Below are 23,534 nucleotides of genomic sequence, written 5' to 3'. Positions count from 1 at the left end.
CGATCCGATGCGGGAACTCCCGGCGGCCCGGGGAACCGCTGCAGTATGTCCGGCGCCCCCAACAGCCCTGGGTTATCGTCTGGCCTGACGTATTTCCAGCCTTTGCCATGCCTTCCCTGCCCTCGCCCGCCCCAATCGCCGTGATTGCCGCCCGTCTCGATGCCGGCCCGACCGCCCGCGCTTTGCAGGCCTGCAGTGAACGCGTCGCGTCAGCGGGTTACTACCTGTCCGTCGGCCCCTGGCACGAGCCCGCCGGCCTCGCCCTGCTGGACGGGCTGCGACCGGCGGCGGCCCTGGTGATTGGTCCCGTGGACACGCCCGCCCTGCGCACCGCCCTTGGCGCGCTCGAGGTCCCCATCGTCGAAACCTGGATCGCCTGCCCGCAGACGCTAGACAGCGCGGTCGCCATCGACAACGCCGAAGCCGGCCGCATGGCGGCCCGGCATCTGGCCGAAAAGCGCCATCCGCGTGTCGCCTGCATCAGCGCCGACACGCCGTGGGAGCGTGCCCGCCGGGAGGGCTTCATCAGCAGCGCCGCCGCGTTGGGACTGGAACTGGTTGCGGACATCGTCCAACCGGAAGTCCAGCACATGAACGACGGGCGCATGGCGTTCCTGCGCCTGTTGGCCACCAATACGATCTTCGATGCGGTGTTCTGCACGTCCGACCTGCTGGCGGCCGCCGCCGTGTCGGAGGCGCACAACCGCGATCTGCAGGTACCGCAGGATCTGGCGGTGCTGGGGTTCTCCGACGACGGCAGCGCGGTGCAGTGGGTGCAGGGCCTGACCACGCTGGGCGTGGACGCCGCCGAGCTGGGCCGGCGGGCCGGTCAGCTGTTGCTGGACCGGCTGGACGGCGAACGAGGCGCCGGGCAGCACGACATGTTGGAAGTGGTGTTCGATGCGCGCCTGAGCACCTGAGGCGCGTGAGGCTGGTCTACGCTTCGTAAAGCGCCGGAAAGCCGCAGTCCTGGAGCATCCCGTTGGCTTCCTTCAAAAATGCGGGCGTCGCGGTTTCCGGGACGCGGACCAGCCATTGCACGGCTTCCTCTTTCTTGCCTTGCAGCAAGAGCATCCGGCCCAGGTGGAACATGCCGCGGAAGTCGCCGCCCTCAGCGCAGCGCCGGTAGCAGTCGAACGCGCGTTCCAGGTCTTGCGGGACCACGTCACCCGCCTCGTGATAACGGCCCACGACGCCGATCGACTTCACGTGGCCGGCCTGCGCGGCCTGCTGGTACAGGGCCAACGCCGCGGCCTGGTTCTGCGTCACGCCGCCCCGGCCCGTGCGCAGCATATGGGCGTAGTTGTACAGCCCCCAATCCAGCCCCGTGTCGGCGGCGCGGCGGAACCAGTACGCCGCGACCGTATCGTCGGCCGCCACGCCCCAGCCGTTTTCATAGCAGCGTCCCACCATGTTGATGGCCATGGGGTGATCAGCGTGCGCGGCGCGCTTGAACCAGGCCAGTCCCTCCGCGGGCTGGCGCTCGACGCCCACGCCGTCCAGCAGCATCTGTCCGTAGATGGTCTGCGCCTCGGTCAGCCCCAGGTCGGCGGCGGCGCGGATCCATGCGGCGTATTCCTCTGGCGGTCCGGATTCGCGCAGACGGGCAAGCTGTTCGGGCGTGGTGGCGGCGACCTCGGCCGCGGTGTAGGTCTTCAATTTGTGTTCCTTCGGCGTTGCCAGGCGTGCGCAAGATTCTGCGCCAGCGCATCGCCCGTCTCGGTGGGCGTGCGCCGCACCCCACAGGCCGCCATGTCGACGGTGCGCAAGCCTTCGTAACCACAGGGATTGATGCCCAGGAACGGCGCCAGATCCATCTCGACGTTCAGCGACACGCCATGGTACGCGCGGCCGTTGCGGATCTTGATGCCCAGCGCGGCGATCTTGGCCAGCTCGCCGCCTTCGGGATGCGGCACATAGACGCCCGGCGCGCCGGGCTTGCGACAGGCCCCGTCCACGCCCAACTGCTCGAGCGTGTCGATGACGGCCGATTCCAGCAGCGCCACGTATTCCTTCACGTACATGTCGGCGCGGCGCAGGTCGAACAGCGCGTAGGCCATGACCTGGCCGGGGCCGTGATAAGTCACCTGGCCGCCGCGGTCGCAATGCACGATGGGAATGTTGCCGGGATTGAGCACGTGTTCCGGCAGGCCCGCCTGGCCCAGCGTGTAGATCGGCGGATGCTCGCACAGCCAGATTTCATCCGGCGTGTTGCCGTCGCGCTGGCTGGTGTACGCCTGCATGTCCTGCCAGACCGGCAGATAGTCCGCCGGCCGCGCGAGCCACTTGATCACAGCGGTCTTGCCTTACAGGACGATGGACACCATGGGGTGGCCATGCAGCGCCCGGTACAGCGCATCCAGTTGCTCGCGCGAGGTGGCGCGCACCGTGAAGGTCAGGCCGAGATAGTTGCCGCCCTTGCTGGGGCGCATTTCCACCGTCGCGGCGTCGAACCCGGGATCGAACTGCAGCACGACCTCGGTCAGCGTCTGCGCAAACTCGGGATGCTGCTTGCCCATGACCTTGATGGGAAAGTCGCTGGGATATTCGATCAAAGAATCTTCGGGCGGAATGTTCATGATGTGCCTAAAAAGAGTTGCCCCTGAATGTTCTTATATGGGGGCACGCGGCGTGCCGGCAAGTGCCGGCGGGCGCCGTTGGGGCGGGCGGCCGGCCCGCATGCATTGCACGCAGGCCGCCCCGCGCCAGGACTACAGCGCGGCGATGCGGGCATCATAACCCGCACGCAATTGCTCAAAAACAGGGCCGGGCTTGCCCGTACCCACGGGTTTGCCGTCCAGCGACACGATGGCCAGCACTTCCTTGGTAGCGGACGACAGCATCAGCTCGTCGGCCTGCTCCACCTCTTCTTGCGAGATCCGGCGCGACTCGAACGGGATGCCGGCCTCGGCGGCCAGTTCGCCCATCAGGCCGTAGCGGATGCCTTCGAGGATCAGGTTGTTCTTGGGCGGGGCCAGCAGCTTGCCGCCGGAGACCACCCAGATATTGGTGGACGCGCCTTCCGTCAGGTAGCCGTCGCGGAACTGCAGGACCTCGTCGACGTGGGCGTCCACGGCCTGCTGCTTGGCCAGCACGTTGCCCAGCAAGGACACGGACTTGATCTCGCAGTGCAGCCAGCGCTCGTCGGGGATGCTGATGGCGGACAGGCCTTGTTCGCGCTGCGCGGCAGGCGGCGGGGACCAGGGCGCGATCATGCCGAACACCGTGGGCGTGACGGCCGGCATGGGGAACGGATGGTCGCGCTTGGCGACGCCGCGCGTCACCTGCAGGTAGACGATGCAGGTGTCGAGGTTGGAGCGGTCGAGCAGCTGCTGGATCAGGTCGATCCACCCGCTGCGGTCGAACGGCGGCGCGATGCGCAAGGCAGCCAGGCTGCGATCAAGGCGGTCGAGGTGTTCGGCCATGCGAAACGCATTGCCTTGGTACACGGGGACGACTTCGTAGATGCCGTCGCCGAAAATGAAGCCGCGGTCCAGGACGGAGACCTTGGCCTCGTCCACGCGCAGGAATTCACCGTTGAGATACACCTGGCTTTCGCCCGGCACGCCCGGAATCATGAGGCACTCCTGAATTTGAAATGGAACAGGGACGAGCCGCGCGGCTCGCCCCCGAAGAATGCAAAACGGGCGTTTCGCGCACGAAACGCCCGCTGCTAGCTTACACCCGCGGCTGCGGCCGCGGGGCGCCGATTTACTGGAACCAGCGCTTGACGGTGTCGACCATGCGGCCAAAGAAGCCGGCACGTTCGACGGCGTCCTGCACCACCAGCGGTTCGGTGCGCAGAACCTTGCCGTCCAGCGTGAATTGCAGCGTGCCGACCTGCTGGCCCTTGGCCAGCGGCGCGATGAGCGGATCGGTGCGCTGCGCGACCGGCTTGAGTTCGCCTGCCTTGCCGCGCGGCACGGCGATCGACACCGGGTTGGGCGGACCGAGCTTGACGTTTTCGGCGGTGCCTTCCCAGACGCGGGCGTCGATGCCGGGCTGGCTCTTGTCGAACAGCTTGACCGTGTCGAAGTTCTGGAAGCTCCAGTTCAGGAGCTTGAGGCTTTCTTCGGCGCGCGTCGCTTCGCTGTCGGTGCCCACCACGACCACCAGGATGCGGCGATCCCCGCGCACGGCCGTCGACACCAGGCAGTAGCCAGCCGAATCCGTGTGACCGGTCTTCATGCCGTCCACCGACGGGTCGGCCCACAGCAGGCGGTTGCGGTTGGGCTGCGTGATCTTGTTGTAGGTGTAGCTCTTCTGCTTGTAGTAGTGGAAGAAGTCCGGGTGATCGGTGATCAGGTGCGCGGACAGCGTGGCCAGATCGCGCGTCGAGGTCATGTGCTGCGGATCGGGCAGACCCGTGGCATTCATGAAGTGCGTGTTCTTCATGCCCAGGCGATCGGCTTCCTGGTTCATCAGCGCGGCAAAGGCGGACTCGCTGCCACCCACGGCTTCGGCCAGCGCCACCGAGGCGTCGTTGCCCGACTGCACGATCATGCCCTGGTTCAGTTCGTCCACCGTGACCGGCTTGCGCGGTTCGATGAACATGCGCGAGCCGCCCGTGCGCCAGGCGTGCTCGGACACCGGCACGGTCTGCTCCAGCGTCAGGCGCTTTTCTTCCAGTGCGTTGAACACGACGTAGGCCGTCATGATCTTGGTGAGCGAGGCCGGCTCGACCTTCATGTCGGGATTGGAAGCGGCCAGCGTCTGGCCGCTGTTCACATCGACGACGATCCAGGCCTTGGCCGCGATGGTGGGCGCCGGGACGGCCGAGACGTCGCCGACGGGCACCGCGCCGGTCGGCGACGGAGCCGGTGCCGTCGCGGCCGGCGCGGCGGCGGGTGCGGCTGGCGCCTGCTGCGCCCAAGCTGGCAGGGAGGCCGCCAGCATCGCTGACAACACCGCGCCTGAAATGATGCGACGGGTAAAGACAACGGGGGATTGAGCGGAGTGAGGCAATTTCTTCATCGGCAACGTGGGTCCAGGAATGACGCCCGCCGGCGCGGGGCAAGTGGCTGACAATTATAGGCAGTCGATCAGACCCATCCCGGCCGCGTGGGGTTCCCTGCGCTCCTAAAACATGCAACCTGATGCAACCTGCGAACTGCCAGGAGGCCGGATCAGTCCAGCGCAACCTTCAAACGGGCCTGCACCAGCTGGCGCAGCACGAGCAGCTTGCCGTGGAAGAAATGCGACGCGCCCGGCACCACCACCACCGGGATCGAGCGCGGCCGCGCCCAGTCCATGGCTTCAGATAGCGGCACCACTTCGTCTTCTTCGCCGTGCACCATCAGCGTGTCGTCCGGCACCTGCACCTCGTGCGACTGGAAGCGGTTGACGGCCGGCCCCATCAGCATCAGCGCCGACGGCAGCACAACTTCGCCCGCATCGGCCAGCGCGGCGTAGGTTTGCGCGGCGACGGCGGTGCCGAACGAAAAGCCCGCCAGCACCCACGGCGCCTGCGCCAGTTCGGGATGCAGTTCGCGCATCTGCGTAACCACGGCCAGCATGTCCTGCGTTTCGCCGACGGACTTGTCGAACGTGCCTTCCGATTGGCCGACGCCGCGGAAGTTGGGGCGCACCGCCACTAGGCCGTGCTGCACGCAGGCGCGCGACAGGGTCGTGACCACCTTGTTCTCGCGCGCGCCGCCCTGCAGCGGATGCGGATGCAACACCAGCGCCCAGCCGCGCGGCGTGTCGGCGGGCCAGTCGATGGCGCAATCGATGCGGCCGGCGGCGCCGGTGAAAGCGTGGGTTTCAGTGCGTGCGGACATGGCGGGACTCAGCGTGCGGAAAAAAGAAACGATGTTAACCGCCCGGCCCGCCCGGCGAAATGCCGGTTGACCGCAACCGGCGCGCAGCGGCGCGAGCTGACGCTCACTTTCCGCGCGAGGCGGCTGCGGCGGGCGGCCGCAAGGTGGCGGCAAGCCATTGCGCGAGCTGATCGCTCGCCTCGTCGGTGGCTTGGCGCAGCGCCGCGACGCCCCCTTCGGCATCCTGCGTGGGCGCGGGCGCGGCCACCAGAATGCGCTTCTGGTCTACGACGTTGCGTCCATCCAGCAGCACCGCCTGCAGCAGGACGCGCCCCTGGCTCGACTGGCCGTCTTCGGAGAAAACCTGCTCGAACTGCGCCAGCGAGACCTGCAGTTGCGGCGTCTGCAACGTGACGCGGTCGCTCAGCACCGCGCCTTGGCGCGACAGGCGATCGGTGATGCGCTGCCGGACGAGGTCGGCGGGCGACGCGGCCCAGCGGTAGGTGGCATAGGAACGCGGCGCGGCGCTGTCGCCCACGCGCCAGATCATGCCGGTGTCGGTCAGGCCGGGCGCCGACTGGAACGTCAGCGCGATCGGATCGCGGGCCGGCAAGGCGGGCACGGGCCGCGCGTCCAGCCCCAGGTCGAACAGCGTGGGCGGCGCGTCCACGCGGCCGATGCCGCATCCGGCAAGGGCCAGGGTCAGAATCAGAATGGCGCTGCGCATCTTCATGAGGTCTATCTCCGGAATCCGGCAAAACCGGGTTCGCCGGGTCCCGGCGCGATGGGCGGGGGACCGAACAGGAACGATTGCGGCGTGTTATCCACACGGCGCAGGGTGATGGCGGCGCCACGCGCGGCCGTGCTGACGTCGTTCGCCATGGTGGTGAAGGCCGGCAGGGTCTCGCCATCCAGCCGCGCAGCGGCCAGGGCGATGTCGTTCAGGCTGCGCGTGGCCACCGCCAGCGGGCCGTCTGGCGCATTCAGGCGCGCCAGCGACTGGCGGGCCTGCTGGGCCAGATCGCCGATCTCACGCGCGGCGCGATCGGCCTGGCGCGAGGTGCTGTTCAGCGAATCCATCAGCGGACCCAGCTTGGCCAGCGTGGGCGCGAGGTCGCGGCTGGCTTCCTTCAGGGACAGCGAGATGTCGTTGGCATTCTGCAGGCTGGCCGTGAGCGCCTGCACGTTCTGTTCGCTCAGCACGCGCTTCAATTGTTCGGTCGCGACTTCGACGTTGGAAATCAACTGGTCGCCACGCTTCTCGATGCGGTCCAGAAAGCCCGGGCGCAGCGGAATGGCTGCCGGATGCTCGGCGGTGGAGGTCAGGCGCTTGAGCGACGAGCCGTCGTCGCGCAGATCCACGTTGGCCATGCCGGTCACGCCCTGCACGCCAAGTTCCGCCCACGTCGATTCGGTGATCGGCGTGTTGGGCGCCACGCCGATGCGGATGCGCACCTGCCCGGGCTTGTTGGGATTGAGCGCCAAGGATTGCACGCGGCCCACGGGCACGCCCTGGTAGCGCACGGCCGACTGTGGATTCAGACCCGTGACGGCCGTGGCCGAAATGATTTCGTATGGCTGCAGTTGCGTCCGGTCGCGGCCGATCCAGATGGCCGTCAGCGTCGCGGCAGCCAGCAGGACCAGCGTGAAGATACCGGCCATGAGCGCATGACTACGGTTTTCCATGGTGCATTCCCTTCGGTGCCAGGTCTCCCAGCGCGCGCAGACCGCGCTCGCCCAGGAAGAATGTATGTATGAACGGGTGATCGAACTTCAGGACTTCAGGCACCGTGTCGCAAATGATCACCCGCTTCTCGGCCAGCACGGCCACGCGCGTGGCCAGCGCCAGCAGCGTGTCCAGGTCGTGCGTCACCATGACGACGGTAAAGCCAAGCTGCCGGTGCAGGCTGCGCACCAGGTCCACGAATTCGTCGGACCGCAGCGGATCGAGCCCGGCCGTGGGCTCATCAAGGAACAGCAATTCCGGGTCCAGCGATAGCGCGCGCGCCAGCGCTACGCGCTTGACCATGCCGCCCGACAGGTCCGACGGGCGCTTGTCCGCATCGCGCGACGACAGGCCCACCATGGCCAACCGGCACATGACGACGTCGCGCACCAGGTCTTCCGGCACCGTGCGCAGTTCGCGCAGCGGCAGCGCCACATTGTCGAACACCGACAGCGCCGAGAACAGCGCGCCCGCCTGAAACAGCATGCCCCAGCGGTATGACAGGCGCCGGCGCTCTCCCGCCGTCAATTCCGACAGCGTGTGACCCAGCACCTTCACCGTGCCCGCAGCCGGCACGTCCAGTCCGATGATCTGCCGCAGCAGCACCGTCTTGCCCGTGCCCGAACCGCCGACCAGCACCAGGATCTCGCCCGGAAACACCGTCAGGTCCAGATTGTCGTGCACGACATGGTCGCCGAACGCGGTTCGCAGGCCGCGCACGGTAATGACCGGCTCGACGGTCACGCCCTCTTCGGTGAACAGCCGATTCTGTGTGGCGTTGTTCATCAGATGCCCACCGAACTGAAAATGACCGCGTACACCGCATCCAGCAGAATCACGCCCGTGATCGACGTAACCACCGACGTAGTGGTGCCGCGGCCCAGGCTTTCGGTGTTGGGTTGGATGCGCAGGCCGAAATGGCAGGCGATGAGCGCGATCAGGATGCCGAAGGTCACGCCCTTCAGCATGCCGATCCAGTAATTGGTCAGTGTGATCGCATCAGGCAGCGACTGCAGGAACCACTGCGCGGACACGCCCAGTTGCGCCTGCGCCGCCAGCATGCCGCCCAGCAGCGCCATCGCGCTGGTCCACAGCACCAGCAGCGGCATCGTGATCGCCAGCGCCACCACGCGCGGCAGGATCAGCCGCTGGCCGTGCGAAATGCCCATGACCAGCATGGCGTCCAGTTCCTGTGTGACCCGCATCACGCCGATCTGCGCCGTGATCGCAGACCCCGAACGCCCGGCCACCAGAATGGCCGCCAGGACGGGGCCCAGCTCGCGCACGATGGACACGCCCAGAAGACGCACGATGAAGCGGTCGGCGCCAAACATCTGAAGCTGCTGCGCCGACAGGTAGGACAGCACCACACCAATAAGAAAGCCCACCAGCGCCGTGATGCCCAGCGCCTGCGCGCCGGTCCGGTACACCTGCGCGGAAATCTCGCGCCACGGTCCCAGCCAGGGCCGGCGCAGCATGGCGCCCACGTCCAGCACCAGTTGGCCCAGCATGATGAGCAGCGCCTTGCCGTTCTCGGCGGCCCGCAGGATCGCACCGCCCGTGGCGCGCACCCATGTCCAGGTTTCGGGCTTGGCGGCGGGCGCGGGCGTCTCGCCCTTGTTCATCGCCAGCGCGTTGAAGACGTCCTGCTGCCCCGCGCCCCAGCGCACGCGCTCGGGCAGCTTTTCGCCCCACGCCTGCCAGATGATCAGCGCGCCGATCGTGTCCAGCCGGTGAATCGCGTGCATGTCCCAGCGCGCGCCTTCCTTGGCCGCCCGCGCGAGCGCCGCGCGTCTGCGTTCCACTTCGCCCGACTCGGCCAGCGCCAGGACGCTCCAGTCGCCGCCGACGTGGCAGACCCCGCCTTCATGGCGGAAAGGCGCGGCGGCGGTCGCAAGCAATGCGGAATGCGGCATGTCGTCGGGGTGCGGATGCAAAAATGTATCGCCAATCATAAACGCAGGGGGGCTGCGGCCGCGAGCGCGGCCCGCGTGCCCTACAATCGCGGCCATGCCCGCCTTCCAGGACGTCACCTGGACCGGCAGCACCGGATCGACCAATGCCGACCTGCTGGCGCGCGCGCGCACAGGTGCCGGCGCGGGCAAGCCCTGGCTCTTGGGCACGCATCAGCAGGATGCCGGCCGCGGCCGCGCGGGCCGCCCGTGGCAGAACCGCTCGGGCTCCACGCTGATGTTCTCGTGCGCCTTTGACGTGCACCTGCCCGCCATGCAGCTGGCGGCACTATCGCCGCTTGCCGGCGTGGCCGCCTGCGAAGCGCTGCGCACCGTCGCCGGGCCGGGTTCGCATGGCCTGTGCATGAAATGGCCCAACGACATTCAATGGCACGACGCCAAGCTGGCGGGCATCCTTGTCGAGACCACCCGCAATCCGGGCGGCCGCGACACCGGCTACACCGTGGTGATCGGCATGGGCGTCAATCTTGCCGATGCGGCCGAACTGTCGCTGGCGCTGGGCCGCGAGATTGCGGACTGGACGCAGGTGCAGGCCGGCGCAGACCGCGCCGCCGTGGCCGCAGACCTGATCTGCGCCAGCGCCGCGGCGTGGCACGAGGCGGTCCGCACGCTGGAACGCGACGGCTTCGGCGCATTCCGGCAGCGTTTCGACCAGGTGGACGCGCTGGCGGGCCGCAAGGTGAACGTGCTGGACAAGGGCGCTATTCTTTTAAGCGGCACCGCCTGTGGCGTGGACGAGCAAGGCCGCCTGCTGGTGCAAACGCCCGAGGGCGCCACACCGATCTCGGTCGGTGAAATTTCGATTCGACGCCAAGCATGATTATTCTCATCGACTCCGGCAACAGCCGCCTCAAAGTGGGTTGGCTGGACGCCACCAATCCGGACATGCCGCGCGAGCCCGCGGCCGTCGCCTTCGACGGCCTGGACCTGAACGCGCTGGATGACTGGCTTGCCGCCCTGCCCCGGCCGCCGCGGCGCGCGCTGGGCGTGAATGTCGCTGGCGCGGCGCGCGGCGACGCCATCGCGGCCATCCTGCAAAAGCACGGCTGCACCGTCAACTGGTCGCCTTCGCAGGCAACGACGCTCGGCCTGGTCAACAGCTATCGCACGCCCACGCAACTGGGCGCCGACCGCTGGGCCTCGCTGCTCGGCGTGCTGTCGCGCCTGCCCGGCACCCACCCGCCGTTCGTGCTGGCCAGCTTCGGCACCGCCACCACCATCGACACCGTCGGACCGGACAACGTCTTTGCGGGCGGCCTGATCCTGCCCGGCCCGGCCATGATGCGCACGTCGCTTGCCCACGGCACGGCCAACCTGCCCATCGCCAACGGCCAGGTCGTGCCCTATCCCACGGACACGCACGAGGCCATCGCCTCCGGCATCGCCGCTGCGCAGGCCGGCGCGGTCGTGCGCCAATGGCTGGCGGGCCGCCAGCGCTACGGCCAGACCCCGCAGATCTACGCGGCCGGCGGCGGCTGGCCCGAAGTCCACCAGGAAATCGAACGGCTACTGGCCGACGCGGGCGGGGCTTTCGGCGCCACGCCGGTTCCCGTTTACCTGGACCACCCTGTCCTGGACGGATTGGCCGCCGTGGCGCGCGCCACCTTGAACACCACTCCCTGACGAAGGTCCGGCATGCGCGTGCTCTTCATCCTGATCCTGTTGGCGAATCTGGGCGTCTATGCGCTGGGACAAGGCTGGCTGGGCGCCCGGCCCGAAGACGAAGGTCGCGATGGGCGGCGGTTCAGCCAGGAATTGAATCCGGGCGCGGTGACGTTGGCGCCCAGACAGAGTTCGTAACATTGCGCCCCCGATTTTGAATGGCGCCGCCGCCGGACGCGAGGTGCACGGCTGCGCGGCGCGCGAATCCAGGCTCCACGTACGCGCCCGAAGCTCTCTGTTCTCGCCCTGTGATCCATGCCGGGTCTGCAGTGAAGGAATAAGATGACATCAGTAAACCAAACGATAAAGAGGCCGACCCTCCACGCGCTGGTCGTGTTCCTGTGCTATTTCCTGCTTTTGGGCGCATACGCAACGATCGCCCATCATCCTGCGGGGCAGATCGATGGCATGGCGACCAGCGCGCGGGATCTATTGAAGTTCATTCCTTCCGATCCCGGCAGCTTCATTACTGGAGCCATGAACATCGCGGACAAGGGCTGGATCTCGCCGGAAAACAACTGGATCATTAGCTTTTGGCCACCCGGCTTCTTGCTCATGGAAGCCGGCCTGATCAAGCTAGTCGGGCTGGACAGCGCGCATTTCGTGTATCTGATTCAGTTGATGGCCTGTGCGGCCTGGGGCGTTGTGCTCGCCAAATTCAACCGAGTGCTGCGGGCATTTGTCTCTGGCCCACTTGCCTCGCTTTTGCCGCTGCTGTTTTTTTTGCCCCCCATGGCCAGGTCGTTCCTGCTGGAGCCGGGCCGGGTCATTTTTGGCGAAACGTTTTCGATCGCCTTCTTTTTCCTGGGCGTACTTTACGCTTTGCAAGCGAACGGCGCGGAACGTCCTCGCAAGCCAGCCATCGCGGCAGGCCTGTGCATCGGAGTCGCGGCATACTTCCGCTCGCAGTTCGAACTTTTTGTGCTGGGTTTGACTTTCTGGCTGTTGGTTGCGTGGGTATGGAGTCTGATACGCCGTACCCCAAGCCCGGAAAGACGCGGCTGGATGAGCATCGCGCTTGTCATCATTCTTTCTGCACACATCGTCATGGCACCGTGGCGGATCTACCACCAAGTTACGATGGGCAGTCCCAAGTGGGTCTATACCGAGCAGCTTTCCTTCCAGACCTCGGTCATGTCACGAGAACATTTGCTGAGCCAAGGCGGCGCATTCATCGTTGAAGGCGGTGGCGGCCTTGCCTGCCGCATCGACGAGTCGACTTGCGGCCGCACGAAGGAGGCGGCCAAGCTGTTCATCCAAACCCTTCTGACGCACCCTCTGCAATGGCACGCCATCAAGTTTGGGATCATCGGAAAGTACTTTTTTTCGAGTCAGAACGACCTGGGAATGGTCGAGACCAACCCCACTGCGGTGGACTACACCGCGAACTTCTACTTCCTGTTGGCAATCATTGGCGCGCTACTGCTGGGCATCGCGCTAGCTAGGCGTCAGTCGAGCTACGCGGCGCTCATCAACTGGATGAATGCAACCATCGTGTCGGCGTATTACCTGATATTCATGGTGCACCAGTACGAAGTCCGGTATTTCTATTTCGGCAAACTTTATGCCACGCTGATTGCAACACTCGGGGTGGTTTTGCTAATGGCACAACATAGACGCAAGACGCAATAGAGCGATTAACGCCATGACAAGCGCAACTGGACATCATTTCCCATCCGGACAAAGCAATGCTCCGGTCGCCGTCGACGGCGGCCTCGAGCTTTCCATCGTAATTCCCGTGTACCGCAGCGAATCCATCCTGCCCAAGCTGATCGCAAAGGTCGAAGAGGTAATGCGTTCCCTGCGACTTTCGGAACGGTTCGAACTCATTCTGGTTAACGACGCGAGTCCGGACAACAGTTGGAAGGTAATTAGCGAGCAGGCACAAACACGTCCGTATATCAAAGGCGTCTCGTTGCGCAAGAATTTTGGTCAGCACAATGCAGTTATGGCTGGCATGCACCACGCCAGCGGTCGATTTGTAATTCTGATGGATGACGATCTGCAGCATCCGCCTACGGCAATCGGCCAGTTACTGGACGCACTTCGCTCCGGCTATGACGTTTGCTATACGAATTACGTGGGCCGGCAGCATGCCCTGTGGAAAAAGGCCGGCAGCAAGTTCAACGATCTGGTTGCCACTTACGCTTTGCGCAAACCCAAGGGCTTGTATCTTTCCTCCTTCAAGGCGTTGCGGCTGGAAGTCGTGAAGGAAGTGATCCGTTACGAAGGTCCGTACGCCTATGTCGATGGCCTGATACTGGACGTCACCAACTCGATTACGACTATCGACATCGAACACCAGCCGCGAGCTGAGGGCGAAGGCAATTACAACTTGCGGCGCTCGCTGTCGTTGTGGCTGAAGATGCTGACCAGCTTTTCAATTTTGCCCCTACGCTTTGCTACAGCGGTGGGTTTTTGCATGTCAGTGTTCAGCCTGATCATGATCGTGGTGATCACGATTCAGAAGTTCGTGCATCCAGAGTACCCGCGCGGGTGGGCCTCTCTGATTGCAGCTATCTTTTTGGTGGGCGGAATCCAGACATTGTGCTTGGGAATGATCGGGGAATACCTCGGCCGGACGTACCTGAAGGTCAACCGCAAGCCGCAGTTCGTTGTCGCGCGAACTACATTTAAATCGCCGCCGGACTCTGCATCGACTTAAGCCGGTATTGCCCCTTTCAATAACTTCATATCCAGAGCGATCCGCACTACCGAGAACCATGTCTATATGGAAGAACGAGGCTTACCGCATGCTGCGGTTTGCCCTAAGCGGCGGCTTGAATACCTTGGTGGGCTTCGGCATCATTTTTTTATTGATGAGCGCCGGCGTGCATCCTATTCTCGCCAACATTATCGGCTACACGGTCGGCTTCATTCAGAGCTTTTTCTTTTCCAAAAAATTCGTCTTTCGCAGCAATGGCAAGCTCGGCGCGGAAGGCCTCCGCTATCTCTACTTGTTTATCGCTTGTTTTCTCCTGAATCTCGCGGTACTGAAAGTTCTGCTTGCCTATGAAGTCAAGCCATTGCTGGCCCAGGCAATAGCCGCCTGTACCTATAGCGGCTTTATGTACGTGTTGTCGGCATTACTGGTCTTCCGTCCGGACCGCGGCAGCGACAACCGTTAGCACCACCAACTTGCAGCCAACCCCAGTGCATGTGCAAGTGCCGGTGCACCTCTGGTCTGGCATTTTCCCTAGACGATTTCCATGATCCACCCCTCCGCCATCGTTTCCCCCAATGCCAAGCTCGGTAAGAACGTCGCCCTCGGGGCATTCACGATTGTCCACGACAATGTGCAGATTGGCGACAATACCAATATAGGTTCTCATTGCGAGATTGGCTTCCCAACCCCCTTGGCTCAGGGCCAGCCGTTGGACATTGGTCCCAACAGCTTAATTCGCTCGCACAGCGTGTTCTATGAAGGTTCGACTTTCGGCGAGCGACTGGTCACAGGGCATCGGGTCACGGTGCGCGAGGGTGCCGTTGTTGGCAAGAACCTTCAGATCGGCACGTTGGGCGACATTCAAGGTCATTGCGAAATTGGCGACTACGTTCGCTTCCACAGCAATGTGCACATCGGCCAGCACTCGAAGATTGGCAATTTTGTGTGGATTTTCCCTTACGTTGTGTTGACCAACGACCCACACCCGCCTAGCGACGTCATGCAAGGCTGCACGATTGAGGACTACGTTGCGATCGCGACGATGTCGATCATTTTGCCTGGCGTGACCGTCAAGCAAGGCGCGCTCGTCGGGGCCCACAGTTCGGTGAATCGCGACGTGGAACCCGACACGGTCGTGGCCGGCAGCCCTGCCAAGTTGATCTGCGAAACCAGCAAGATCAAGTTGAAAGATGGATCGCAGGCGACAGCCTACCCGTGGCGCCGGCACTTCCACCGCGGTTACCCGGACGACGTGGTTGCAGCATGGCTCAATGAGTTTCCCCGCGAGCAGCACTGAGACGCACGTTAGATAAGCGATGCAGGCCTGGTCTGACGGGCCCGCATCACTGCAAGAGGGACTCCAGCGCCAACATAGTGCGCGTCGTGGCGCCAGCATGGCTGCGAAACCATTGCTTTCCCGAGCCGATCATCGTTCTGCGCTTCAAGGCGTCGGCCAGCAGCGCCACGGCGGCATCCACCGCAACGCCTTCGTTATCCACCCGCATCACTGCGCCCACGGCAGTCGCCTCCTCCGCTGCCTGTTTGAAGTTGAACGTATGGCGCCCGATGATTACAGGCACGCCCGCCGCACAGGCTTCAATCAGATTCTGCCCGCCCAGCGGCGCAAAACTGCCCGCCACGATCGCCACGTCGGAGGCAGCGTAGTAGAACGCCATTTCACCCAGAGTGTCGCCCAGCAGCACTGCGGCGTCCGGCGCCGGTAGCGCCCCCGTTGAACGTCGGGAGAACGTCAGTTTCGCGGCCGACAACAGTCCGGCGGCTTCGTCAAAGCGTTGCGGATGCCGTGGAATCAACAGGAACAACGGCGCACCGGGCTTGGAGGCGTGACGTTTTATCGCCTCGATGAACGGCGCGTCCTCGCCCTCGCGCGTGCTGGCGACCGCTACAACCTGGCGCCCGAGCTGCGCCCGCCACGCGCGTCCCGCCTCTACCTGAGCGGGCGGCAGCACCAGATCGAACTTGAGGTTGCCGGTCACGACGGCCGCCGGCGCACCCGCCTCGGCCAGCCGCCCGGCATCCTCCGCCGTCTGCGCCAACACCATGTCCAGCCCGGCCAGGGCCTCGCGCATCACGCTGCCCATCCGGCGCGCCTGGCGCAGCGATGACGCGGAATAACGCGCGCTGACCAGCGCCATGGGCACCCGTGCCTGCCGCGCAGCGGCCAGCAGGTTCGGCCAGATCTCGCGTTCCATCAAGAGGCCGCAGCGCGGCCGGTGCGCCGCCAGGAAGCGGCGGGTCGCGCCCGGAAAATCGTAGGGTAGCCAGACTTGCCGCAGTTGCCCCCGCGCGATGGCATCCTTGAACAGGCGCTCGCCCTCCGCGCGGCCGGTCGCCGTCGTGTGCGTGAGCAACACCGGCAGGCCGCGCGCCAGCAGTGCGTTCAAGAGCGGCAGCGCGGCTCGCGTCTCGCCCAGACTGACGGCATGCATCCAGACCGGGTTGTCCGGCAGCACGGTGGCCGGATCAGGGCGCCCAAAGCGTTCGGGAGAGAGGATTTCCCAGCGGCCCCCGGCGCGCTTGGCGCGGCGGGCCATCCATAGCCAGATCAGCGGCGCGAGCGCCCGAAGCCCCAGCGTGTAGACGCCGCGGTTCATGTCACTGCGCGGCGAGCGCCTGCTCGACCGAGGCCATGACGGCCTCGCGAGACGGCGAGGCGCCGCGGTCGCCCAGGCTGGCGGTGTAGTTGGACCCGACCAGGGGGGTGCGCACGGGCGTCGAGGCCCGGTAGATGCCGATCGTGGGACGGCCCAGCGCGGCTGAGAGGTGCGTCAGGCCGCTGTCCAGGCCCACCATCAGGCGGGCGCCGGCCAGCAACTTGGCCACGGCGGACAGATCCATGCGGGGCATGACCTCGGCCCCCTCCATGCCGGCCACCAGCAGTTGGGCGCGCGCGGCTTCCTGTTCGTTGCCGGCCAGCAGCTTCAGCGTGCAGCCGGCCTCGCGCAGGCGGCGGAACACCACGCGCCAGTCTTCCTCGGGCCACAGTTTGTCGTCACGGCTGGCCGACGGCATGATCACCGCATAGCCGCGGTCAGTGTCCACATGATGCAGCCGCGGCAGCTCGGCGGCGTTCAGACCGCCGCTGCCGACTTCGACGACCGGCTCGGGCGCTTGGGTCGCCTGGCGCGCGAACGCCTGCAAGCCAAAATCGGGCAAGCCGGCGTGCTGATAGCCGAACGTCAGCCCGGCCAGCTTGCGCTGGCGGATCACCGCGGGCTGCCAGAATTCGACGCGATGACGCACGTTGTAGAACAGCGAGGCCAGCGGCTCGCGCGCGGACCGCCAGTCCAGCCCATGTTTGACGCCCTGCGTCTGACGCACCAGCCACGCCGATTTCAGCAAGGCCTGCATGTCCAGGACCACGTCGTAGCGCACGGCGCGCAGGCGCTCGCGCAGCGCGCGCCGCTCGGCCCGCACTTGGGCGGACCACCACGACTTACGCCAGCGCCGGTGTGCGACCTTGATGATTTCGTTGACGGCGGGATGCCACGACGGGATCTCGGCGAAGGCTTCCTCGACGACCCAGTCGATCTGCGCGTCCGGCACGTGCCGGGCGATATCCGTGATCGCAGGCAGCATGTGGACGAGGTCGCCCAGGGAGGACGTGCGAACGATGAGAATTCGTGTGGGCATGGACAAGGATTGGTGCTTGGAGCCGCCCTCGACCCGATGAGGGATGGACGCCGTTCAACGCAGCCCGAACTTTACATCAACTATGGCCATCGCTGCGTAAGCCGCGACGCCGCGTCGCATACCGCTGGGATCGGAGAGCCGGATGCGACCAGACAAGAATTATTGCCGCTTCTTTTTCTTCACGATCATCCATTTTGGCATGCGGAATAAAACCAGCCGACGGTACAACACGACGTACGTTGTCGAAAATATGCCTGTAAACAGCATCAACAACCACGGTTCCTGCCAGAACAAGACCGCAGGGATGACAGCCAGCGACGACAACAGCCACAGATATGGCGACGTCATCGAATTACGTTGCGTCTTATGTCGCATTTCGCGCGATCCGATAGCCCACCGGACCAAACGCTTGTATATCAGCATATGAAGGTGCACGCCGTCGGGCGCACCCGGCGATCGACCGCGCAGCCATTTTTTTCGATAGATCGAGAACAGTGTCTCGAACACAGGATAGATGCACAACAAAAGCGGAAACCAGGCGGACACATATGGATGCCGCGCAAGCATCAAAACGGATAACTCGCCAATAATGAATCCGAGGAAATATGCACCACCATCGCCTAGAAAGATATGACCATGGGGATAATTCCACACCAGAAATCCAATAACTGCGCCCAATGTGCTCAAGGCAACAATCAAAAGAAAACGGTCGCCAAGGTAAAACGATACGTAAGCGAATCCGGCCAATATCATTGCTGATACCACGGCAGCCAAGCCGTTATAACCGTCGATGATGTTTATCGCATTCGCAGCGCCGCCAATCGCCACTGAAGTAAACACCAGCGAAACAACGCTGAACTGGAGCAGCCAATCCAGACCGATAATGTCGACACGCGTCACCGCAGCGCCGAGAAGATAATAGGCTGCAGCACCAGACAAAATGGCCAGCCCCAGTCGAACCAACACTCGTACCTGTTTGGTCAAGTCTTCCGCGAATCCGCCCAAAAATGCCGGCATGCCGGCAGCCAACAGCAGCACCATATTGGGTAGAACTTCGGGCTCACGAACGGCGACCAGGGCGCAGGTAACTCCGCTGGCCACGAGCAAAGACAACCCGCCGATTCTTGGAACCGGGGTCGCATGGTACTTCTGCACACCCTCCAGATCATGATCAGCAGTCAGGCCATCGTGCCAGGAACGATAGCGAACAATCAGCATGGTCGATATGAGCGAAACCAGGAACGCTACGAGGACGTACAGCATGGAAGGGCGCCTATTGGAATAGGCCGGATTGTAGCGTCAGACGTCGCCGGCCCAGGAACGCAATTCCAACAGTTTTGCAAGAGAACGGAAACGGGACTTGCAAAATAAAAAGGGCCTGCATCGTGCCGGGCGGAAGGGCTAAACTCGCGGGTCGAATCGATGGCGAAATGCCATCAACCGGCAGTTCGGCCTGCCGCCACACCACCGCAGTATCAAGACGCATTCTCGAGAATATGCATCCTTTCAAACCCGCTGACCACGCAAGCCTGTTGCACCTGCCCGAATGGAAGGCATATTCCGAAGCTGTGCTGGAAGCCTCTTTTTGCACCGACGAACTGCACCTGGTGCATGCGGCCGGGCTGACAATCGACCTGAGCGCGCACGTCGACTCCCCTAACGCCCGTCGAGCGGGCGCGGCGCTTCTAAGCGCACGCGGTTTTGACGCCGCGCGGGAAGCCCTGCTGGCCGGAGCTTCCGTCAACGTCACCGAGAACCGCGCCGCCTGGCACACGATGCTGCGCGCGCGTCAGCCTATCGCGGAAGTCGCCCACGAACACCAGCGCGTGCGCGACTTCGTGCAGGACGCTGATGCGCACGGCAAATGGAAGTCCATCATCCATATCGGCATCGGCGGCAGCGACTGGGGCGTGCGCCTGGCCACAGACGCGTGCGGTGGCTACGGCTGCCGCCGTGACCTCAAGTTCGTCGCCAATATCGACGGCCACGCCATCGAGGACGCAGTCCTGGGCATGGACCCCCGTGAAACGCTCGTGGTGGTGACGTCCAAGTCGTTCACGACGGCCGAGACGCTGGCGAACCTGCGGCGCGCCGTGCAGTGGCTGGCCGATGCGGGCATAGAGAATCCTTACGACCATGTGGTCGCCATCACTGCCAAGCCGGCGGCGGCGGCCAAGATCGGCATTCCCGAAAACCAGACCTTCCAATTCTGGGACTGGGTGGGGGGCCGCTACTCGCTTTGGTCGGCTGTCGGCCTGCCGGTTGCGCTGGCCGTGGGCCTGGACGTGATCGAGGGCATCCGCGCCGGCGCCGCCGCGATGGACGATCACTTCGCCCAGGCCGACATCGCCGACAACGCCCCGGTGCAGCTCGCGCTGGCCGGCATCGCCAACCGCAGCGTGCTCGGCTACGGCTCACTGAGCATTGCCGCCTACGACGCCCGCCTGCAATACCTGGCCCCCTATCTGCAGCAGCTCGACATGGAGTCGCTCGGCAAATCCGTCGATATTGCCGGCCGGCCTGTGGGCGTGCCCACCGGTCCTTCGGTCTGGGGCATGCCGGGCACGGACGGGCAGCACACGTTCTTCCAGTGGCTGCACCAAGGCACGGACGGCGCGGCGGTCGATTTCATCATGTGCCGCGAAGCCGACCATCAATGGGTCGAGGAACACGCCATGCTGCTGGCCAATTGTCTCGCGCAGCGCCAGACGTTGCTGCGGGGCACATCGATCGACGCGGATGAGGCGGCGCTGAAGGCGCAAGGTATGCCGGAAGCCGATGCGCAATGGCTTGCCCGCCACCGCCACCATCAGGGCGGCCGGCCCTCGACGCTGATCGTGCTTCCGCGCCTGACGCCCGAGGCGCTTGGCGCCTTGCTCGCGCTTTACGAGCACAAGGTCTTCGTGCAAGCGCTGGTCTGGGGCATCAACCCCTTCGATCAATGGGGTGTCGAAGCCGGCAAGAAGATGGCCAGCGGCATCCTGCGCGAACTCCATGGCGAACCGCAGGCGCCGTCGCACGACCAATCGACACGGCACTGGATCTCGCTGCTGGCAGGCGACCGGCAGGACCGCGACAACCACGATTGACCGCTTGGCCTGGCAGGGTTTTGTCCCCGAGATAGCCAAACCCGCCTTTTGGGCACAGAATGCACATAAAGCGTTTCTACAAGGAGACAGCCATGCGCATTGCCGATGCCCAATGGATTCCTTCGACGCAGCACCAGACATGGGATGCGTTGACCGACCCGCGAGTGTTACAGAAATGCATTCCGGGGTGTGTCGAAGTCGCCATGCGCAGCCCGACCGAATATGCGGTCACGCTGCGCGCCAAGATCGCCGGCATCGACACCGACTACGAAGGCGAGATCCTGCTCTCCGACATGAACGCCCCCGACAGCTGCACGCTGGTATTCGAAGGCAAGGGGCGCGCCGCCTGCCTGGCGATTGGCACGGCGCAGGTCAACCTGACCACCAAGGACCAGGGCACCCGCGTGGCCTACACGGTGGCTGGCATGGCGGGCGGCAAGCTGGGCGAATGCGGAGAAGGCGTTCTCTTGAAGGCCGGCGAGAAGATCATCGAGAAGTTCTTCGCTTCCTTCATCGACCACATGGCGGCACAGCCGCGGATCGCGCCCCCTCCTCCGCCTCCCGAACCAGAAGCGCGCGGCCTTTCGAATTCGCGCTGGTCCTGGATGCTGGTTGTGCTGGTCATCGCGGTTTTCTGGGGATACCACACGTTTTACAAGTGATAACCCTAGGGTGCCGGTGATATCCTTGACGGCATGAATCCGCCGCCGACGCCCCCGCAGCCAGCCACTGATCCCACACGCTCACGACGGGACCTGCTGATGGCGATGGCAGGCGTGTCGGCCACCGTGGTGCTTGCCGCCCTGGATTCCACCATCATCAGCACCACCCTGCCGCGCGTGGCCGAGGCGCTGAACGGCATGGCGCTCTACGCCTGGGTCGGCACGGGCTATCTGCTGGCCACTGCGGCCTCCATCCTGATCTTCGGCCGGCTGGGCGACATGTTTGGCCGCAAGCCCTTGATGCTGGTGTCGGTGCTGATCATCGCGCTGGGCTCCATCGCCTGCGGCCTGGCGCAGTCCATGACCCAACTCATCGTGTTCCGCACCCTGCAGGGGGTGGGCGGCGGCATGATGATCGCCACGGCGTTCGCCGCGCCGGCGGATCTGTTTCCCGACGCCAAGCAGCGGGTCAGATGGATGGCGCTGGTGTCCGCGGCCTTTGCCATGGCCAGCGGCATCGGCCCGGTGCTGGGCGGGGCGGCCACGCAGGCGTTGGGGTGGCGCGCGGCGTTCTTCATCACGCCGATCGCGGCGGCGGCCGCCTTCTTCCTGTTGGCGCGCTATTTCCCGCGCATCCGGCCCATTCACGACGGCAGCCGCAAGATCGACTGGGTGGGCGCCATTCTGCTCGTGCTGGCCGTGGGCGCGCCGCTGGCCGCGCTGGAGCTTGCTTTCGCCAGCGGCGAACACGCGCACCCGATGCTCGGCCTGACGCTGGCGCTGGTCGGCGCTGCCGCCATTGCCATCCTGATTCCGACCGAACGCCGCGTGAAGTCGCCGATCTTCCCGCTGCGCGTGCTGTCCGGCCGCGACCCGCGCCTCTTGAACGTGGCAGCAATGATGGTGGGCGCGGTGATGTTCATCCTGATCTTCTACAGCCCGCTGCTGTTGCAGCAGGTGCTGGGCTACACGCCCAGCCAGGCGGGCCTGCTGCTGACGCCGCTCGTGGCCGCGATCTCGGTCGGCAGCATCATCAACGGCCGCATGTTTCCCAAGCAGACCGAGCCGCAGCGGCTGATGGTGTTCGGCGGCGGCCTGCTGGCCGCAGGTTCGCTGATGGTGCTGCTGATTTCACCGGGCACGTCGGCGTGGTGGATCCTGTCCGCCTTTTTCGTCAACGGCTGCGCGCTGGGCTTTCTGTTGCCCAACCTGACGCTCTTCATGCAGATGCTGAGCGAGCGGCGCGACGTGGGCGTGGCCTCGGCGCTGGTGCAGACCACGCGCGCCATCGGCAGCGCGCTGGGCACTGCCGTGGTCGGCATTCTGATTTCGCACAGCACGGTGCTTTCCGGCGTGCGGACCGGGCTGATCCTGTGTATCGTCCTGTCCCTGACCTGCGCGCTGCTGGCGCACCGGGTGAAGATGAAGAATCTGGTCACGAACCGGAAATAAGGCGTACGCCCGAGACAAATCATGCGTCAACGCAATCTGATGGATTTGCTGCTTCTGGCCGCCGTCTGGGGCGGCTCTTTTCTGTTCATGCGCGTGGCAGTCAAGGAGTTCGGACCCATCGCACTGATCGAGCTGCGCGTCGGACTTGCCGCCCTGTTCTTGCTGCCGGCCGCGATGTGGCGCGGCAAGCTGCCCATCATCGGACGCCACTGGAAGGCGTTGCTGGTGGTCGGCACCCTCAATGCCGCAGTGCCCTTTCTGCTTTACGCCTATGCCGCACAGTCCCTCGGCGCCGGCTTCCTGTCGGTGGCCAATGCGGTGACGCCCGTGTGGGGCGCCGTGGTGGGCTGGCTGTGGCTCAAGGACAAGCTCCCGTGGATGCGGTCGCTGGGGCTGTTCATCGGCTTGATCGGCATCGTCGTGCTGGTCTGGGACAAGCTGAACTTCCAGGATGGCGGCACAGGCCCCGCCGTCCTCGCTGCCGTGTCGGCGCCGGTCTTCTATGGCATCGCGGCCAACTGGACCAAGCGTTTCCTGACAGGTGTGGACGCGCTGGCAAGCGCCACCGGCAGCATGATCGCCGCGTCGCTCGTGCTGTTGCCGCTGGCCATTCCGGCTTGGCCGGAGACGCCGGCATCGGCGCCCGCGTGGATCTCCACCATACTGCTGGCGGTGGTCTGCACCGGTGCGGCTTACATCATCTTCTTCCGGCTGATCGCCAATGTGGGTCCCACTGCGGCCGTGAGCGTGACGTTCCTCGTGCCGATATTCGGCGTGGTCTGGGGCGCAACGCTGCTGGACGAAGCCGTGACGCCGTCCATCGCGATTGGCGCGGCCATCATCCTGGTGGGAACCGCGCTGGCGCTGGGGCTTCTCAAACCCCGTACTTGAG

At 64.8% G+C, this 23,534-nt stretch carries 25 protein-coding genes; 12 read left to right on the top strand and 13 right to left on the bottom strand.

From position 1 onward, the window contains the following. Window positions 1-107: 107 nt before the first annotated feature. A complete protein-coding gene (locus MHZ91_RS24055; RefSeq protein ID WP_239216034.1) occupies window positions 108-920 on the top strand; it encodes a LacI family DNA-binding transcriptional regulator in 813 nt (270 codons plus the stop codon). Window positions 921-936: 16 nt separating this feature from the next. On the opposite strand, the gene MHZ91_RS24050 is transcribed toward MHZ91_RS24055, so the two are convergent. The 10 genes from MHZ91_RS24050 to MHZ91_RS24005 form a co-directional block, all read right to left on the bottom strand. Continuing rightward, window positions 937-1,659 (bottom strand): tetratricopeptide repeat protein, encoded by a 723-nt coding sequence (locus MHZ91_RS24050; protein ID WP_175136879.1) that lies wholly within the window; start codon window positions 1,657-1,659, stop codon window positions 937-939. Next, complete coding sequence (gene lipB, locus MHZ91_RS24045; protein WP_239216033.1) at window positions 1,656-2,294, bottom strand: lipoyl(octanoyl) transferase LipB; 639 nt, start codon at window positions 2,292-2,294, stop codon at window positions 1,656-1,658. Before lipB ends, MHZ91_RS24050 begins: the two co-directional genes overlap by 4 nt. Window positions 2,295-2,306: 12 nt before the next feature. Then, entirely contained in the window at window positions 2,307-2,582 is a 276-nt protein-coding gene (locus tag MHZ91_RS24040; protein ID WP_175124995.1) for a YbeD family protein, read from the bottom strand. Between the two features lie 129 nt (window positions 2,583-2,711). Then, complete coding sequence (locus MHZ91_RS24035; protein ID WP_175124882.1) at window positions 2,712-3,578, bottom strand: D-amino acid aminotransferase; 867 nt, start codon at window positions 3,576-3,578, stop codon at window positions 2,712-2,714. Window positions 3,579-3,711: 133 nt separating this feature from the next. Beyond that, window positions 3,712-4,974: a D-alanyl-D-alanine carboxypeptidase family protein gene (locus tag MHZ91_RS24030; protein WP_175124881.1), complete on the bottom strand. Its 1,263-nt coding sequence runs from the start codon at window positions 4,972-4,974 to the stop codon at window positions 3,712-3,714. Window positions 4,975-5,126: 152 nt separating this feature from the next. Beyond that, window positions 5,127-5,780, bottom strand: coding sequence for an alpha/beta hydrolase (locus MHZ91_RS24025; RefSeq protein ID WP_175136882.1), 654 nt, complete (start codon window positions 5,778-5,780; stop codon window positions 5,127-5,129). 103 nt (window positions 5,781-5,883) lie between these two features. After that, window positions 5,884-6,492 carry an ABC-type transport auxiliary lipoprotein family protein gene (locus MHZ91_RS24020; RefSeq protein WP_218342528.1) on the bottom strand — a complete coding sequence of 203 codons (609 nt, stop codon included), beginning with the start codon at window positions 6,490-6,492 and terminating at the stop codon, window positions 5,884-5,886. A 5-nt stretch (window positions 6,493-6,497) separates the two neighbouring features. Next, window positions 6,498-7,445, bottom strand: a complete 948-nt coding sequence (locus MHZ91_RS24015; RefSeq protein WP_175124878.1) for an MlaD family protein — start codon at window positions 7,443-7,445, stop codon at window positions 6,498-6,500. Further along, a complete protein-coding gene (locus MHZ91_RS24010; RefSeq protein ID WP_175124877.1) occupies window positions 7,432-8,271 on the bottom strand; it encodes an ABC transporter ATP-binding protein in 840 nt (279 codons plus the stop codon). The genes MHZ91_RS24015 and MHZ91_RS24010 overlap by 14 nt, the downstream gene beginning before the upstream one ends. Continuing rightward, window positions 8,271-9,401, bottom strand: a complete 1,131-nt coding sequence (locus MHZ91_RS24005) for an ABC transporter permease (RefSeq protein ID WP_175185921.1) — start codon at window positions 9,399-9,401, stop codon at window positions 8,271-8,273. The genes MHZ91_RS24010 and MHZ91_RS24005 overlap by 1 nt, the downstream gene beginning before the upstream one ends. Window positions 9,402-9,495: 94 nt before the next feature. Between MHZ91_RS24005 and MHZ91_RS24000 the strand changes: the two genes are divergently transcribed. The 7 genes from MHZ91_RS24000 (at window position 9,496) to MHZ91_RS23970 (ending at window position 15,082) form a co-directional block, all read left to right on the top strand. Beyond that, window positions 9,496-10,278, top strand: coding sequence for a biotin--[acetyl-CoA-carboxylase] ligase (locus MHZ91_RS24000; protein ID WP_239216032.1), 783 nt, complete (start codon window positions 9,496-9,498; stop codon window positions 10,276-10,278). Continuing rightward, on the top strand, window positions 10,275-11,081 hold the full coding sequence (locus tag MHZ91_RS23995) for a type III pantothenate kinase (RefSeq protein ID WP_218342526.1): 807 nt from the start codon (window positions 10,275-10,277) through the stop codon (window positions 11,079-11,081). Before MHZ91_RS24000 ends, MHZ91_RS23995 begins: the two co-directional genes overlap by 4 nt. A 12-nt stretch (window positions 11,082-11,093) precedes the next feature. Continuing rightward, window positions 11,094-11,258 carry a hypothetical protein gene (locus MHZ91_RS23990; RefSeq protein WP_239216031.1) on the top strand — a complete coding sequence of 55 codons (165 nt, stop codon included), beginning with the start codon at window positions 11,094-11,096 and terminating at the stop codon, window positions 11,256-11,258. Between the two features lie 144 nt (window positions 11,259-11,402). Then, on the top strand, window positions 11,403-12,752 hold the full coding sequence (locus MHZ91_RS23985) for a hypothetical protein (RefSeq protein WP_239216030.1): 1,350 nt from the start codon (window positions 11,403-11,405) through the stop codon (window positions 12,750-12,752). Window positions 12,753-12,765: 13 nt separating this feature from the next. After that, on the top strand, window positions 12,766-13,785 hold the full coding sequence (locus MHZ91_RS23980) for a glycosyltransferase family 2 protein (RefSeq protein WP_239216029.1): 1,020 nt from the start codon (window positions 12,766-12,768) through the stop codon (window positions 13,783-13,785). A gap of 88 nt (window positions 13,786-13,873) precedes the next feature. Continuing rightward, entirely contained in the window at window positions 13,874-14,248 is a 375-nt protein-coding gene (locus tag MHZ91_RS23975) for a GtrA family protein (protein WP_239216028.1), read from the top strand. Window positions 14,249-14,329: 81 nt separating this feature from the next. Further along, window positions 14,330-15,082, top strand: coding sequence for an acyltransferase (locus MHZ91_RS23970; RefSeq protein ID WP_239216027.1), 753 nt, complete (start codon window positions 14,330-14,332; stop codon window positions 15,080-15,082). A 46-nt stretch (window positions 15,083-15,128) separates the two neighbouring features. On the opposite strand, the gene MHZ91_RS23965 is transcribed toward MHZ91_RS23970, so the two are convergent. The 3 genes from MHZ91_RS23965 to MHZ91_RS23955 form a co-directional block, all read right to left on the bottom strand. Then, window positions 15,129-16,400: a 3-deoxy-D-manno-octulosonic acid transferase gene (locus MHZ91_RS23965; protein ID WP_239216026.1), complete on the bottom strand. Its 1,272-nt coding sequence runs from the start codon at window positions 16,398-16,400 to the stop codon at window positions 15,129-15,131. A 1-nt stretch (window position 16,401) separates the two neighbouring features. Next, window positions 16,402-17,439, bottom strand: coding sequence for a lipopolysaccharide heptosyltransferase I (gene waaC / locus MHZ91_RS23960; RefSeq protein ID WP_239216025.1), 1,038 nt, complete (start codon window positions 17,437-17,439; stop codon window positions 16,402-16,404). Window positions 17,440-17,598: 159 nt separating this feature from the next. Further along, window positions 17,599-18,702, bottom strand: a complete 1,104-nt coding sequence (locus MHZ91_RS23955; RefSeq protein ID WP_175136890.1) for a glycosyltransferase — start codon at window positions 18,700-18,702, stop codon at window positions 17,599-17,601. Window positions 18,703-18,935: 233 nt separating this feature from the next. On the opposite strand from MHZ91_RS23955, the gene pgi reads away from it, so the two are divergent. The 4 genes from pgi (at window position 18,936) to MHZ91_RS23935 (ending at window position 23,533) form a co-directional block, all read left to right on the top strand. Beyond that, a complete protein-coding gene (gene pgi / locus MHZ91_RS23950) occupies window positions 18,936-20,528 on the top strand; it encodes a glucose-6-phosphate isomerase (RefSeq protein WP_239216024.1) in 1,593 nt (530 codons plus the stop codon). A gap of 92 nt (window positions 20,529-20,620) precedes the next feature. Beyond that, a complete protein-coding gene (locus tag MHZ91_RS23945) occupies window positions 20,621-21,190 on the top strand; it encodes a carbon monoxide dehydrogenase subunit G (protein WP_175124869.1) in 570 nt (189 codons plus the stop codon). 99 nt (window positions 21,191-21,289) lie between these two features. Beyond that, on the top strand, window positions 21,290-22,642 hold the full coding sequence (locus MHZ91_RS23940) for an MFS transporter (protein WP_191577564.1): 1,353 nt from the start codon (window positions 21,290-21,292) through the stop codon (window positions 22,640-22,642). Window positions 22,643-22,663: 21 nt separating this feature from the next. Then, a complete protein-coding gene (locus MHZ91_RS23935) occupies window positions 22,664-23,533 on the top strand; it encodes a DMT family transporter (RefSeq protein WP_239216023.1) in 870 nt (289 codons plus the stop codon). Window position 23,534 lies beyond the last annotated feature (1 nt).

The sequence above is a fragment of the Achromobacter sp. ACRQX genome, from assembly GCF_022346505.1.
GTDB classification, from domain to species: Bacteria; Pseudomonadota; Gammaproteobacteria; order Burkholderiales; family Burkholderiaceae_B; genus Achromobacter; species Achromobacter animicus.
The sequence above is the reverse complement of the archived record's forward strand: the minus strand, read 5'-3'. Positions and strand labels throughout refer to the sequence as shown.